Here is a 13,814-nt window from a genome sequence, read left to right as displayed (position 1 = left end):
ACCGACTGAAGTCGGTGGGTTAGTCACTTACGGACTGAAAGTCCGGATACGCGTCGACTGAACGACGCGTCGGATCAGTCAGGCTCCATCCTGAAATTATCGTTCGGGCTCGGCTCAAAATGATGCTCCAGATACTGCTTGATCATCTCTTCCGTCATCTGCCCAACCGTCGCGCAAAAGTACCCGCGAGCCCAAAAATGCTGCCCCCAATAGCGCTTTTTCAGATGGGGAAACTCCTCGAAAAGCTTGCTCGCCGTACGCCCCTTGATCCGCCTCATGATCTCACTCGGCGCCAAATTCGGCGGACTGCTCACCAGAATATGCACGTGATCCTTGCTCACCACACCTTTCACAATCCGAATTTCAAATGCTTCGCACGTCTGTCTCACCAGCTCTCGCACTCGCTCAGCAACCTCACCGCTGAGCACCTTGTATCGGTACTTAGTCACCCAAACAAAGTGATACTCGATCTGGTAGACCGTATGACTGCCGTATCTGTAATCCATGCGCTTGCCCTCCAGCCCCGCATGGTGGCGCTAAAGCTCACCGGCTGAAAGCCGGTGGTTTTAACCTTTCGATGGAAAATAAAACCGTAGCCCAATCCGGGGCAGGGCACAGAACATTCCCGGATTGCATTGGGCTACGGATGTTCTCAGGCCGATACGGTGCGCTGCGGCAAGCGCCTCACGATGGCGCTGAGCAGCATGCCGTACAACGGTACGAACAGCGCCAGGCTGACCGCCAGCTTGATCACGTAGTCGACCACGGCGATCTCCACCCAGTTGGCCGCCATGAACGGGTCACTGCTCTGCCAGAAGGCGATGGAGAAGAACGCCAGGGTGTCCATGGCCTGACCGAATACGCTGGAAGCAGCCGGGGCGATCCACCAGTGCTTGAGCTGGCGCAGGCGATCGAACACCTGGATGTCGAGCAGCTGCCCGAGCACGTAGGCGAGGAAGCTGGCCAGGGCGATACGGAAGACGAACAGGTTGAAGTCGCCCAGCGCCATCAGGCCGCCAAAAGCACCTTCGTGGAACAGCACCGAGACCACGTAAGAGGCCACCAACGCCGGCACCATCACCCGTGCAATGACCACACGCGCGGCATGCTTGCCGATCAGGCGCACGGTGAGGTCAGTGGCCAGGAAGATGAACGGAAAGCTGAACGCACCCCAGGTGGTATGCCAGCCGAACAGGGTGATCGGCAGCTGCACCAGGTAGTTGCTGGCGATGATGATGAGGATATGGAAGGCGATCAGGCCGGCCAGCACGGGCCGACTGACCGACGCAGGAATCAGGGTCATGTCGATGTCCTTTTTCATGGAGTGGGGTGAGGGAACCCACTGCCGCAGCCGGCATGACCGCGAGCTGCGCGAATTCTAGCGCGTTGTTGACCCGCGGGATAGGTTTTCCCACGAGCGGCCAGGCCGCTCGGATAAAAGGTCGTGCCAAGCGTGTGGTGACGGTTGCCTGATCAGGCCTCCGGGACCACCCGCTTGGCCAACAGGAAATGCCGCTGCCAGTACGAATTGTTGAGGCGGTCGATGCGCACCTTGGTGCCGCGCCGTGGCGCGTGGACGAAGCGGCCCTCACCGATGTAGATGGCCACGTGATCCACCGAGCGACCTTCGAAGCGCACCACCACGACGCGAAAGTGCGCCAGGTATTCAGGGCTGAAACGGCCGAGGGAAAAGCCTTTCTCGCGTACGTTCTTGCCCTGCAACCAGGCATCGGAGATCGCCTGCAGCTCCGCCATCGGCACCTGGCCGGGGGCATGGAACTCCAGGCTCAGGCCATCGCGTTGACCGCGATTCCAGGTATAGCGCAGCGCCTTCATCTCCTTGCCGTTGCTGGCCAGGTCGAAGGTCTTTAGATCCACCAGTGCTTCCTCGCCGAGTTTCAGCGCGGTCAGGCCGATATCGATGTAACCGGACAGATTCTCCGCGCGCCCCTGATAGAACACCGGCCGCGCATGGTAGCGGTCGCAGAGGTCGCGGAACTGCCAGATCAGCTCGGCACGCGCCGCCGCCGGGCCGATAGGGTCGAACATCGCCACCAGGCTGCGCCTACGTCGGGCGTAGATCAGGAAGGGTTCGCCATCGGGGTGGAACAGCAGCGCCTTGCCACCACTCAGCGCCAGGCCACCCTCAGGCTGGCGTGAGGCCAGGACGATGGCGCGAGCGCGCAGCAGTGCTTCCTCGTCCGGCAGTCTTATGCTCGGTGGTGTGGCGCGCAACAGCCAGGTCAGGCCGACGGCCAGGAGCACCAGGCCGTTGCCCAGCGCCGCACGCAGGCCGCGCGTGCATTGGCATCCAGCTCGAACTGCCACCACAGCTGATGGCTGTAGGCGACATCCTGATAGGCAAACAGCAGCAGCCACACCGAGGCAGCGATGACCCCGGCCGTGGCCGCCAGTACCAGGCCGGAGGCCGGTACGTCCATCAACCGGCTGCGCCGGTAGAACTCGCGGCGAAACAGCGCCAGCAAGCCAGCGATGGCCGCCAGGGCCTCCGGCCAGTCGAAATCCTTGAGCAAGGACAGCACCAGGGTCAGTGCCCAGGCCGCCGACAGGCGCCGGCGCAGCCCTTGCGCCAGCAGCAGGAGCCCGGCCGCCACCAGCGGTAGCACCACATAGAACAGGCGATAGAGCAGCATCGCCGCGACCAGACCGGCCGGGTCGATGCGCGAGGAAAAGGCCGCCAGCAGCACTGCCTCGAACACCCCGACGCCACCTCGGAGTGAGGCCTAGATCAGAGTGTAGATGTAACAAAATGCTCCATTGAGCTGAAACGCTCGTTGCGAATGTCCGAACTGGCTGGCGCCGTTCAGGCCTCGCCGAGAAAACGCAGGCCGGCGCCTTCGGGATCCACGCGCATCACTTCCATCTTCAATACCGGGGCGGGGAAAGGTAGATCCTGTACCTGGCCAATCACTTCGGTGCCGACCGACAAGCTGGCCATGTCCGGGTGCTTCACATAGACACCACTGTCGGACAGGTCACGGGTCTGTGCCAGCAGCTCACCGAAGCTGGGGTGGCTGATCTTGATCCGGCACTTCATCGGGGTACGCACCTGCTGGCGCTGGTTCGGCATGGAGGCTCCGGGGGTAGGCGGACGATGCAGCCTTTAATAACGCAAAATCGAAGCAATTCCCAACGCTCGACAGAAAAAAGGCGCCATCGAGGCGCCTTCGTTCATCACCATGCTCTGTGGCAGTACGTCAGTACCACTTGGCCTCACCCTCGGGCCGCTTCTTGAAGCGCTTCATGCTCCACATGTACTGGCTCGGGTAGCTGCGTACGTAGCGCGACACCACTTCGCTCATGGCGGCCACGCCTTCTTCCACGTTCTCACTGTACATGCCTTCGGGGGCAGCCTCGAGGATCACCTTGTAGCCGCTGCCATCCGGCAGGCGCAGCGCATGCAGGAACACGCCGACCGCCTTGCCGCCGGTGAGCATGCCGGGGACGAACTTGCTGGTCAGCGCGGTGGTGCCGAGGAAGGGTACGAACACCCCCGACGAACGGCTCGGCTCCGGGTCGGCCGGAATGCCCACGGCGCCGCCCTTGCGCACTTCCTTGATGACACTGAGGATGCCTTCCTTGGTCGACGGCGCCACGCGGTTGCCCATCTGCACGCGCTGCTGCTGCAGCAGCTCGTCGACCGCCTTGAGCTTCGGTGGGCGGTAGAAAATGATCGGTTTGCACTGGTTGCAGTAGAAGTGGTTGAGCACTTCCCAGTTGCCCAGGTGGCTGGTGATGCCGACCACGCCCTTGCCCGATGCCAGCGCCTGTTGCAGCACCTCCAGACCTTCCACTTCGCGCACCAGCTTGAGCGACTTCTGCGCCGGCCAGATCCAGGCGCAGGCGCTTTCGGTCAGGGTCTTGCCGATGTCCTTGAGGCTCTGCCCGACCAGGTGCTCGCGCTCGGCCTCGCTTAGTTCGGGGAAGCACTTGCTCAGGTTGATGCGCACGACATCGCGCGAGCTGTTCGGCAGTTTCCACATCAGCCAACCGATGGCATTGCCCACGGCCTGCACCGCACGCCAGGGCAGCAGTGCGAACAGGCGCAGGAAACCCACCACCAGAGCGCCCTTGAGTTTTTCCACGACAGACTCCACCGCTCAGAAAAGCGCCAAGTGTAACGGCGTGAGCCCATGCAGTCAGTACAGGCTGGTGCGCTGCCGCTGTTGCAGGTCGCGCTCATAGGCCGCGACGTCGAAGGTTTCATCGATGCAGCGGAAGATATCACCGGCGCTGGGCAGGCTGCCGCGCTCGACCTGGCGCGCGGCATCCCATAGCCCCGAACGCAGCGCCGCCTTGGCACACTGGAAATAGCAACTCTGCACCTGAATGCGCAGCACGCTGCGCGGCAGCTTGCCCTGAACGCGGCCCAGCTCGAGCAGCTCGGGATCGAGGGAGATTTCCGCGCGGCCGTTGACCCGCAGGCTCTCGCCCACACCGGGAATCAGGAACAGCAGCGCCACCTGCGGATTGAGGACGATATTGCGCAGGCTATCGATGCGGTTGTTACCAGGGCGATCCGGCAGCAGCAGGGTCTGATCATCGAGAATCTGCACGAAGCCCGGCGCATCACCGCGCGGCGAGCAATCCAGGCCATCCGCGCCGGCGCTGGCCAACACCACGAAGGGCGAGGCCTGGATCAGCGCACGATAAGGTTCGATCAGGTGCGGCAGCTCCTTGCGCCGCGAGCGCTCGTGACTTTCGCCGTACAGTGCCTGCAGTTCACCGAGGGTGGTGATGGTGGTCATGAGCCCTTCAGTTGCGCATAACGGTCGCAGTCGGTGGTGTGATCCATCACCATACCCGTGGCCTGCATGAAGGCATAGCAGATGGTCGGCCCGACGAAGGTGAAGCCAGCCTTCTTCAGCGCCTTGCTCATCGCCTCGGCTTCGGGCGTCACTGCCAGCATCTGGCTGCGGTCGCTGAAGTGGTTGATCTTCGGCGCGCCGCCAACGAACGACCAGAGCCAGGTCACCGGATCCTCCAGTTGCAGCCAGGCCTGGGCGTTCTGCCGCACAGCCTTGAGTTTGAGGCGGTTGCGGATGATCCCGGGGTCCTGCATCAGCACCTCGATCTCTTCGTCAGTGAGGCGGGCCAGACGCTCGGGATCGAAGCCATGCAGTACCTGGCGATAACGCTCGCGCTTCTTCAGCACGGTGATCCACGACAGGCCGGCCTGCGCGCCCTCGAGCAACAGCATCTCGAACAGATGCCGGGCATCGCGCTGCGGCACGCCCCATTCCTCGTCGTGGTAGGCCTGGTACAGCGGATCGTCGGTACACCAGAAGCAACGGGGCATGGCGGAAAGCCTCGGTCAGGATGAAGCAGCGACTATAATCATAAAACAGCTGGATATAAATACAGCTACATACATCACGGATGATGCCGATGTGCCGTACCCTGCGGCCTGCGCCGAGTTTCGATATACTCACCGGCTTTCCCTCGCAAGCCTCCACAGGTGATTTTTTCGTGAGCCAGAACAAGCCTGCCGTGCGCACCTTCCAGGACCTGATCCTGGCCCTGCAGAACTACTGGGCCGAACAGGGCTGCGTGGTGCTGCAACCCTACGACATGGAAGTGGGCGCCGGCACCTTCCACACCGCCACCTTCCTGCGCGCCGTCGGCCCCGAGACCTGGAACGCCGCCTACGTGCAGCCTTCGCGTCGCCCCACCGACGGCCGCTATGGCGAAAACCCCAACCGCCTGCAGCACTACTACCAGTTCCAGGTGGTCTTGAAGCCCAACCCGGAGAACTTCCAGGAGCTGTATTTGGGTTCGCTCAAGGCCATCGGCCTCGATCCGGAAGTGCATGACATCCGCTTCGTCGAAGACAACTGGGAATCGCCGACTCTCGGTGCCTGGGGTCTGGGCTGGGAAATCTGGCTCAACGGCATGGAAGTCACCCAGTTCACCTACTTCCAGCAAGTCGGTGGCCTCGAGTGCTACCCGGTGACCGGCGAGATCACCTACGGCCTGGAGCGCCTGGCCATGTACCTGCAGGGCGTCGACTCGGTCTACGACCTGATCTGGACCGACGGCCCGTTCGGCACCGTGACCTATGGCGATGTGTTCCACCAGAACGAAGTGGAGCAGTCCACCTACAACTTCGAGCACGCCAACGTCGAGAAGCTGTTCGAGCTGTTCGATTTCTACGAGAGCGAAGCCAACCGCCTGATCGAGCTGGAGCTGCCGCTGCCGACCTACGAGATGGTGCTCAAGGCCTCGCACACCTTCAACCTGCTCGACGCCCGCCGTGCCATCTCGGTGACCGCACGTCAGCAGTACATCCTGCGCGTGCGCACCCTGGCGCGCGCCGTGGCGCAGAGCTACCTGCAGGCGCGCGCCAAGCTCGGCTTCCCCATGGCCACCCCCGAACTGCGTGACGAAGTACTGGCCAAGCTCAAGGATGCGGGTCTCCTGCAAGACGAAGTACTGGGCAACACCCTGGAGGCGCAAGCATGAGTGCACAAGATTTCCTGGTCGAACTGGGCACCGAAGAGCTGCCACCGAAAGCCCTGAAAAGCCTCGGTGAGGCCTTCCTCGCCGGTATCGAGAAAGGCCTCAAGGCCGCTGGCCTGGGCTACGCCGCCAGCCGCGTGTACGCCGCGCCGCGCCGCCTGGCGGTGCTGGTCGAGCAGCTCGAAGAACAGCAGGCCGATCGCAGCATGAACCTCGACGGCCCACCCATCCAGGCCGCCTTCGACGCCGACGGCAACCCGACCCAGGCCGCCCTGGGCTTCGCCCGCAAGTGCGGCGTGGACATCGCCGAGATCGACCGCAGCGGCGCGAAACTGCGTTTCGCCCAGCACATCCCCGGCCAGCCGGCGGTGAACCTGCTGCCGACCATCGTGCAGGACTCGCTGAACGACCTGCCGATCCCGAAACGCATGCGCTGGGCCGCCCGTCGTGACGAGTTCGTGCGCCCGACCCAGTGGCTGGTGATGCTGTTCGGTGACGCCGTGGTCGACTGCGAGATCCTTGCGCAGAAGGCTGGTCGCGTGTCCCGTGGCCACCGCTTCCACGCCAACCGTGACGTACGCATCAGCAGTCCGGCCAACTACGCCGAAGACCTGCGTAGCGCCTATGTGCTGGCCGACTTCGCCGAACGCCGCGAGCTCATCAGCCGCCGCGTCGACGAACTGGCTGCGGCCGAGCAGGGCAGCGCTATCGTGCCGCCGGCGCTGCTGGATGAAGTGACCGCCCTGGTCGAATGGCCGGTGCCGCTGGTTTGCTCCTTCGAGGAGCGCTTCCTCGAGGTGCCGCAGGAAGCGCTGATCAGCACCATGCAGGACAACCAGAAGTACTTCTGCCTGCTCGATGGCAACGGCAAGCTGCTGCCGCGCTTCATCACCGTGGCCAACGTCGAGTCCAAGGACCCGGCGCAGATCGTCTCGGGTAACGAGAAGGTGGTGCGTCCGCGCCTGACCGACGCCGAGTTCTTCTTCAAGCAGGACAAGAAGCAGAAGCTCGAAGGCTTCAACCAGCGCCTGGCCAACGTGGTGTTCCAGGCACAACTGGGTTCGGTATTTGAAAAAGCCCAACGGGTATCGGCGCTCGCCGGTTTTATCGCTCGTGAAGTCGGTGGCGACGCCCAGCGCGCCGCCCGTGCCGGCCTGCTGTCGAAATGCGACCTGGCCACCGAGATGGTTGGCGAATTCCCCGAAATGCAGGGCATCGCCGGCTACTACTACGCGCTCAGCGACGGTGAGCCGCAGGACGTCGCCCTGGCCCTGAACGAGCAGTACATGCCGCGCGGTGCTGGTGCCGAACTGCCGAGCACCCTCACCGGTGCTGCCGTGGCCGTGGCCGACAAGCTCGACACCCTGGTCGGCATCTTCGGCATCGGCATGCTGCCGACCGGCTCGAAAGACCCCTACGCCCTGCGCCGCGCCGCCCTCGGCGTGCTGCGCATCCTGATCGAGAAGGGCCTGGATCTGGACCTGGCCACTGCGGTCGACTTCGCCGTCGCCCAGTATGCCGGCAAGATCAAGACCGACGGTCTGGCAGCTCAGGTGCTGGAGTTCATCTTCGACCGCCTGCGTGCGCGCTACGAAGACGAAGGCATCGAAGTCGCCGTGTACCAGGCCGTGCGTGCGGTGGGCCCGACCTCGCCGCTGGACTTCGACCAGCGCGTGCAGGCCGTGCAGGCCTTCCGCAAACTGCCGCAGGCTGCTGCCCTGGCCGCCGCCAACAAGCGCGTGTCGAACCTGCTGAGCAAGGCCGAAGGTGGCGTCGCCGCCCAGGTCGAAGCGCACTACTTCGACAACCCCAGCGAGTTCGCCCTGCACGCCGCCATCCAGCAGGCCGACCAGGCCGTACAGCCGCTGGCCGCCGCCCGCCAGTACAACGAGGCCCTGGCCAAGCTGGCCAGCCTGCGTGAGCCGGTGGACGCCTTCTTCGAGGCGGTACTGGTCAATGCCGAAGACGCGCGCGTGCGCGCCAACCGTTACGCCCTGTTGGCTCGCCTGCGCGGGCTGTTCCTCGGCGTAGCGGATATTTCGGTGCTGGGCTAAGGCCTTCGTAGGAGCAAGCTCCGCGCGCGAAAGCGTTCGCGAGCAGAGCTCGCTCCTACGGCAGACTCTGAAACGACTGAATGAAACTACTGATCCTCGACCGCGACGGTGTCATCAACCAAGACTCCGACGCCTATATCAAGACGCTCGACGAGTGGATACCGATTCCTTCGTCGATCGCCGCCATCGCGCGCCTGTCGCAAGCGGGTTGGACAGTGGCCGTGGCTACCAACCAGTCCGGCATCGCCCGTGGCTATTACGACCTGGCGACCCTGGAGTCGATGCACGCGCGCCTGCGCCAACTGGTGGCGAAGCAGGGTGGTGAAGTCGGCCTGATCGTCCATTGCCCACACGGGCCGGACGATGGCTGCGACTGCCGCAAACCGAAACCGGGCATGCTCGAGCAAATCGCTGCGCACTACGCCGCGGATCTGCCAGGAATCTGGTTCGTCGGCGATACCAGCGGTGACCTGCAGGCCGCGCTGGCCGTCGATTGTCAGCCTGTGCTGGTGAAAACCGGCAAGGGCGAGCGAACCCTGGCCAAGCCCCTGCCGCCAGGAACCCTGGTATTCGATGATCTGGCGGCTGTCGCCGATCAACTGCTCTCATAAGGTGTGAAGGTTCATGGCGCTAGTGCAGGCATTCAGAGTCACGCTTTTCTACCTGCTGCTGTCGTCCAGCTCGTTCTTCTGGTGCCTGATCAGCCTGGTGGTCGCACCGCTGCTGCCGTTCCGCCAACGCTACCGCTTCGTCGTCCAGGCCTGGTGCAACTGCGCCGTGTGGCTGGCCAAGGTGATCGTCGGTATCCGCTATGAAGTGCGCGGCGTGGAGAACATTCCCGAGCGCCCCTGCGTGATCCTCGCCAACCACCAGAGCACCTGGGAAACCTTCTTCCTCTCCGCCTATTTCGAGCCGCTCAGCCAGGTGGTCAAGCGCGAGCTGCTGCGCGTGCCGTTCTTCGGCTGGGGCATGGCGCTGCTCAAGCCCATCGCCATCGACCGCAGCAACCCCAAGGCCGCGCTCAAGCAACTGGCCAAGCAGGGCGACGAGCGTCTCAAGCAGGGCGCCTGGGTGCTGGTGTTCCCCGAAGGCACGCGGATTCCGCCAGGCCAGATCGGCAAGTTCTCCCGTGGTGGAACTGCCCTGGCGGTGAATGCCGGCCTGCCGGTGCTGCCCATCGCCCACAACGCCGGTGAGTTCTGGCCCAAGGCCGGCTGGGGCAAGCGCCCGGGCACTATCCAGGTGATCATCGGCCAGCCGATGTACGCAGAAGGCGAAGGGCCGCGTGCCATCGCCGAGCTCAACGAACGTGCTTTTCACTGGGTACGCCAGCAACAGACCGAACTGCGTGGCGAAGAGCCGCAGCTGAGCCGACTGGGCGAAACCGCCTGATCTGTGGATAAGCTGTGTACGAAACACAATCAAATCGCCACTATTGCTTGTATCTAGCTGATTTTACTGGCGAATTGTCATCGCTAGGAAAATCGCCTAACAGGGTATAAGTTGTCGCCTCTGTAGGGCGGGTGCAACCCGCCATCAGCGCTTTGGCGGCTTGCACCTGTCGAGGGGCGACAAAGGCGTCATTCCTCAACCTATATAAATCAATGACTTAGGCGTTAAATGGGCACAATTATTGGCATGATTGAGCCACATAAAATGGCATTTTCTGTCGAAATGACCGCAATTAGTGTCATTTTCCGCAAGCCCCTGAATCGAGCCGCGTGCAGCACTACATTTCGGTAAGACAGCCGACGTGGTGGAGGCAGGCCTCAAGCCACGGCTTGCATTGACAACCTGTCAATGGAGCCCAGATTACGGCGAATCCAGCGCATAGGAAACAGCCACTTTCCACCTCCGATGGACGGAAAGCTTGGTGGCTGTCTGAGGACTCATTAACCCTTTGCCAGCAGTTCCATTGAGCTGGACGAATCCGCAAATCGATAGCCCATAGCCTTGTAACCCGCTTGGCGCTTACTCCACATACGGAGCAATGCAGGATGTCCGGAATCGATGAAGTCGATGATGCGCACATCCGCCTTACTCGCATGTTCCCGATGCAGGCGGCCCGCATACTGCTGGAGAGTGCCCTTCCAGGAAACCGGCATGGCCAGTACCAAGGTATCCAGTGCCGGGTGGTCAAAACCCTCTCCAACCAATTTTCCGGTTGCTAGGATCACGCGTGGGGCATCAGCTGGCAGTGCTTCCAGTTCGCCAATTAGCGCAGCGCGTTGCTTCTTGGACATCCGCCCATGCAGCGTGAATAGGTTCTCGACCCGACCGACCAACTGCTCCTCAATAGCCTTGAGGTGATCCGTTCGCTCAGTCAGCACCAGGATCTTCCGGCCTTGGTCAAAAACGTCTCCAACCTCAGCAACAATCTTGGCTGTTCGCTCTGTGTCGCTGCACACCTGCAAGAAGACATCTTGGATGCCTGTCCCTTCGGGCACGACTATCGGTCGAGACAGCCACAGCGGTGTCACAGCCAGATCGGCTGGAGCACTCTCGGGCCTGCTCGCGGTATGCCGAATGGGCCCGCACTGCATGAAGATAATCGGCTGCTGACCATCACGACGTACTGGCGTAGCGGTCAGACCCAAGACATATTTGGCCCAAGCAGCCTTGAGGAGGGCCTCGAACGAAAAGGCTGACAGGTGATGGCACTCATCCACGATGATTTGCCCGTAGTTTTTCACCTGCTTGCTCACTTCGCCCTGCCGCGACAAGGACTGCATTACGGCAATGTCGATGATGCCTGTCGGCTTGGCCTTACCACCGCCGATGGTGCCGATCTTCGTTTTGTCTGCCCCCAGAAACGCCTGCAAACGCTCCTTCCACTGCTGGAGCAACTCCGTCCGGTGCACCAGCACCAGCGTGTTCACACCGCGCTGGGCAATCAGCGCGGCAGCCGTGACGGTTTTCCCAAAAGCGGTTGGGGCATAAAGGATGCCAGTGTCGTGCACCAGCAGAGCAGCCAGTGCAGCCTCCTGATCCGAACGCAGTTTTCCCACAAAACGGACATCGATGGGCTCCCCAGCGAAGCGCTCATCATGCAGCACCAGCTCTACCTTGTTTTCATCCAACAGTGCCTGGACGTCATCCAGGCATCCGCGCGGCAGGGCAATGTGCTGCGGATAGTTTTCAGCACAGCCGATGATCCGGGGCTTATTCCACACAGGAAGGCGCATGGCCTGAGCCTTGTAGAACTCGGGATTCTGAAATGCCGCCAGCCGAATAAGCTTGTTGATCAAAGATTGGGGCAGTTCAGACTTGCTGAAATAGATCTGGTTAGCCAGGGTCACTCTCACTGACGCGGGTAACGGGCAGGTCAGTTTCTGAGTCTTTTCCGGCGTGCGCTGCCAGGGCTTCGCGTCGTCATCATCCGTTAGGTCTGCAACATCCAGCGGATGGCGACCGCCGCTAGCACGCAGAGTGGCCGGTGCAATATCCCTCACCTGCATGGGTTGGATACTGGCCAAAAGTGCCCACTGGTCGGGATAGGGCTCCAGCGTCTCATCGACAAAAACACTACCGCCCCGAGCGCGAGCCCGCTTCTGCAAGGGCAGGGCAATCAAGTTGCCAAAGCCGCCTTTGGGCATGCTGTCCTGATTTGGAAACAGTCGGTCATACGAGCCCAGCGTCAGTTGCCGGGTACGCTCGCAAGTATGGCTGATGATCGCGGAGCCTAGCAGGCGCGCCTCAGAGGCGGGGACATTACGCTCAAAGAAAATCCAGGCATGCGCCCCGTTACCGGAGCGGGAAATCTCCAGTGCCACCGGCACGTCCAACTCACGGCAAGACTGAGCGAACGCCGTGACATCCTCGCGCCAATCGGCCTCGTCAAAATCCACTGCCAGGAAGTAGCAGGTGTCATCTGGAAGCAGTGGGTAAACGCCGATAACAATCTCACCGGCCAAATGCTTATAGAGCACCTGATCGGTCAGCGGCAGGAGTTGGCGGAACGAGCAAGCTCCGCACTTGATCCGTGGCTTCTCACACACACCGGGTCGCCATTCATTGGCGCACGCCGGTGAGTAGCCCGATTTACCGGCCTTGCTTTCCCAGCGCACGGGAAACACATCGGCACGGCCCCGAAACAGTCCCCTGAACAACGCCAACTTGGCATCCGTGTCGAGACTCGAACTTATCAGTGGAGGCGGGCTAGTCGGTTCGACTAGCGGCGGCTCGTCAGGCAAGCGCCACTCGATGCCATGACTTTCCAGCAGAGAGATCAAGCGCGCATTTTCGGCCTGTAGATGCTCAAGCAGATCATCACCACTCATCGTGCCGAGACCACCTTTCAGTCGTAGGAGAACAGCTGGCCCAACCAGCTATTTGAGACGTTCGGCTGCCTTGCGGTACGCCTGCTCGCGCTCACGGCGATCAACCGCGACCACAAACACCACCACCTCATGGTCGATCACCTGGTACACCAAGCGATAGCCGCTGCTGCGCAGCTTGATCTTGTAGCAGTCCGGCAGCGAATGGAGCCGGTTGGCTTCAATTCGCGGATTCAGCAATACCTCAGCGAGCTTTTTCTTCAGCTGCTGGCGAACGGTATCACCCAGCTTTTTTCCACTCCTTCAGTGCCCGCGCATCAAACTCAAGGCTATAGGTCATCCAGCGCAACCTTCACGCGCTGAGGAGCGGCCAGGCGTTCACGAACCGTGGCGATTAACGCTTCATCTTCCTCGGTCATCAGCACCGGGCGAAATGGCAGCTGTCCGCGCTCGGCCACATACTGCAAAGCCTGGCGCATCAGTTCAGAGGGGGTGACGCCGAGCTTTTCCAGCTCCCGGTAAGCCCGGACTTTCAGCTCATCGTCGATGCGGATATTGATCGAAGCCAAGGGGGCGTCTCCGCGTAAAGACATTCGTCATTACGATGGCATTCTTGCGCTTATTTGGCAACCGCTCGCCTACGATTGGCGGACATGGGGCTGATCCCTGTCGCCACGCTGCTCAAGAATTTATTAACAACAGCGACTCATCAACCAATCAGGAGAAACGAGGCAACCCGCCAATTGCAATCGACCGTACAGGCCGTAGCCCTTACTGTCCGCAGCATAAGCATCGTCGAATGTGCAAAAAAACAAGCATTGAGCGAGGCGTCAATGACTCGGTTTTCTATGCCTTACCAAAGATCTTGGAAAAGATGGAATGCTTGGCTTCACGCCAGGTTTCAGTCAGATCGATCGAGTAGGAGGCGGGGTCGCCCCCGCCGTCCTCTCACACCACCGTACGTACGGTTCCGTATACGGCGGTTCAGGCCATACGGCTAAGT

Annotated in this window: 13 protein-coding genes and 2 pseudogenes; 4 read left to right on the top strand and 11 right to left on the bottom strand. The window is 61.6% G+C overall.

From position 1 onward, the window contains the following. Nucleotides 1–74: 74 nt before the first annotated feature. The 8 genes and pseudogenes from tnpA to N5J71_RS19235 all read right to left on the bottom strand — a co-directional run bounded on the left by tnpA (nucleotide 75) and on the right by N5J71_RS19235 (nucleotide 5,320). On the bottom strand, nucleotides 75–506 hold the full coding sequence (tnpA, locus tag N5J71_RS19270; RefSeq protein ID WP_003460108.1) for an IS200/IS605 family transposase: 432 nt from the start codon (nucleotides 504–506) through the stop codon (nucleotides 75–77). A gap of 146 nt (nucleotides 507–652) precedes the next feature. After that, complete coding sequence (locus tag N5J71_RS19265) at nucleotides 653–1,303, bottom strand: 7-cyano-7-deazaguanine/7-aminomethyl-7-deazaguanine transporter (protein ID WP_039964106.1); 651 nt, start codon at nucleotides 1,301–1,303, stop codon at nucleotides 653–655. Between the two features lie 170 nt (nucleotides 1,304–1,473). Next, a complete protein-coding gene (locus N5J71_RS19260; RefSeq protein ID WP_242408947.1) occupies nucleotides 1,474–1,608 on the bottom strand; it encodes an NlpC/P60 family protein in 135 nt (44 codons plus the stop codon). A 6-nt stretch (nucleotides 1,609–1,614) separates the two neighbouring features. Then, nucleotides 1,615–2,732, bottom strand: a pseudogene (locus tag N5J71_RS19255) (phosphatidylglycerol lysyltransferase domain-containing protein); the annotation flags it as partial. Nucleotides 2,733–2,824: 92 nt separating this feature from the next. After that, on the bottom strand, nucleotides 2,825–3,091 hold the full coding sequence (locus N5J71_RS19250; protein WP_003458486.1) for a PilZ domain-containing protein: 267 nt from the start codon (nucleotides 3,089–3,091) through the stop codon (nucleotides 2,825–2,827). 127 nt (nucleotides 3,092–3,218) lie between these two features. After that, the gene (locus N5J71_RS19245; RefSeq protein WP_003458484.1) at nucleotides 3,219–4,106 is read right to left on the bottom strand and encodes a lysophospholipid acyltransferase; all 888 of its coding nucleotides are present in this window, start codon (nucleotides 4,104–4,106) and stop codon (nucleotides 3,219–3,221) included. Nucleotides 4,107–4,160: 54 nt separating this feature from the next. Next, complete coding sequence (locus tag N5J71_RS19240; RefSeq protein ID WP_003458481.1) at nucleotides 4,161–4,769, bottom strand: pyridoxamine 5'-phosphate oxidase family protein; 609 nt, start codon at nucleotides 4,767–4,769, stop codon at nucleotides 4,161–4,163. Continuing rightward, complete coding sequence (locus N5J71_RS19235; RefSeq protein WP_003458479.1) at nucleotides 4,766–5,320, bottom strand: DNA-3-methyladenine glycosylase I; 555 nt, start codon at nucleotides 5,318–5,320, stop codon at nucleotides 4,766–4,768. Before N5J71_RS19235 ends, N5J71_RS19240 begins: the two co-directional genes overlap by 4 nt. A gap of 170 nt (nucleotides 5,321–5,490) precedes the next feature. Here N5J71_RS19235 and glyQ point away from each other — a divergent pair, with 170 nt between their 5' ends. The 4 genes from glyQ to N5J71_RS19215 all read left to right on the top strand — a co-directional run bounded on the left by glyQ (nucleotide 5,491) and on the right by N5J71_RS19215 (nucleotide 9,926). Further along, nucleotides 5,491–6,483, top strand: a complete 993-nt coding sequence (gene glyQ, locus N5J71_RS19230; RefSeq protein ID WP_045107769.1) for a glycine--tRNA ligase subunit alpha — start codon at nucleotides 5,491–5,493, stop codon at nucleotides 6,481–6,483. After that, nucleotides 6,480–8,534: a glycine--tRNA ligase subunit beta gene (gene glyS, locus N5J71_RS19225; protein WP_279917431.1), complete on the top strand. Its 2,055-nt coding sequence runs from the start codon at nucleotides 6,480–6,482 to the stop codon at nucleotides 8,532–8,534. The genes glyQ and glyS overlap by 4 nt, the downstream gene beginning before the upstream one ends. An 80-nt stretch (nucleotides 8,535–8,614) precedes the next feature. Further along, on the top strand, nucleotides 8,615–9,145 hold the full coding sequence (gene gmhB, locus N5J71_RS19220; protein WP_084341843.1) for a D-glycero-beta-D-manno-heptose 1,7-bisphosphate 7-phosphatase: 531 nt from the start codon (nucleotides 8,615–8,617) through the stop codon (nucleotides 9,143–9,145). 13 nt (nucleotides 9,146–9,158) lie between these two features. Further along, nucleotides 9,159–9,926 carry a lysophospholipid acyltransferase family protein gene (locus N5J71_RS19215; RefSeq protein WP_074861084.1) on the top strand — a complete coding sequence of 256 codons (768 nt, stop codon included), beginning with the start codon at nucleotides 9,159–9,161 and terminating at the stop codon, nucleotides 9,924–9,926. 500 nt (nucleotides 9,927–10,426) lie between these two features. Here the strand turns inward: N5J71_RS19215 and N5J71_RS19210 are convergent, their stop codons facing one another. The 3 genes and pseudogenes from N5J71_RS19210 to N5J71_RS19200 form a co-directional block, all read right to left on the bottom strand. Further along, entirely contained in the window at nucleotides 10,427–12,814 is a 2,388-nt protein-coding gene (locus N5J71_RS19210) for a TOTE conflict system archaeo-eukaryotic primase domain-containing protein (RefSeq protein ID WP_003458469.1), read from the bottom strand. Between the two features lie 48 nt (nucleotides 12,815–12,862). Then, nucleotides 12,863–13,151, bottom strand: a pseudogene (locus N5J71_RS19205) (type II toxin-antitoxin system RelE family toxin). Next, a complete protein-coding gene (locus N5J71_RS19200) occupies nucleotides 13,141–13,380 on the bottom strand; it encodes a type II toxin-antitoxin system RelB/DinJ family antitoxin (protein WP_039964104.1) in 240 nt (79 codons plus the stop codon). Before N5J71_RS19200 ends, N5J71_RS19205 begins: the two are co-directional and overlap by 11 nt. Nucleotides 13,381–13,814 lie beyond the last annotated feature (434 nt).

It is taken from the genome of Ectopseudomonas oleovorans (assembly GCF_029845265.1).
GTDB lineage: Bacteria > Pseudomonadota > Gammaproteobacteria > Pseudomonadales > Pseudomonadaceae > Aquipseudomonas > Aquipseudomonas oleovorans.
The sequence above is the reverse complement of the archived record's forward strand: the minus strand, read 5'-3'. Positions and strand labels throughout refer to the sequence as shown.

Coding starts and splice junctions, on each gene's coding strand:
- glyS (WP_279917431.1), top strand. CDS start 6,480: ATGAGTGCACAAGATTTCCTGGTCGAACTGGGCACCGAAGAGCTGCCA.
- gmhB (WP_084341843.1), top strand. CDS start 8,615: ATGAAACTACTGATCCTCGACCGCGACGGTGTCATCAACCAAGACTCC.
- N5J71_RS19235 (WP_003458479.1), bottom strand. CDS start 5,320: ATGCCCCGTTGCTTCTGGTGTACCGACGATCCGCTGTACCAGGCCTAC.
- N5J71_RS19240 (WP_003458481.1), bottom strand. CDS start 4,769: ATGACCACCATCACCACCCTCGGTGAACTGCAGGCACTGTACGGCGAA.
- N5J71_RS19250 (WP_003458486.1), bottom strand. CDS start 3,091: ATGCCGAACCAGCGCCAGCAGGTGCGTACCCCGATGAAGTGCCGGATC.
- N5J71_RS19210 (WP_003458469.1), bottom strand. CDS start 12,814: ATGAGTGGTGATGATCTGCTTGAGCATCTACAGGCCGAAAATGCGCGC.
- N5J71_RS19265 (WP_039964106.1), bottom strand. CDS start 1,303: ATGACCCTGATTCCTGCGTCGGTCAGTCGGCCCGTGCTGGCCGGCCTG.
- tnpA (WP_003460108.1), bottom strand. CDS start 506: ATGGATTACAGATACGGCAGTCATACGGTCTACCAGATCGAGTATCAC.
- N5J71_RS19215 (WP_074861084.1), top strand. CDS start 9,159: ATGGCGCTAGTGCAGGCATTCAGAGTCACGCTTTTCTACCTGCTGCTG.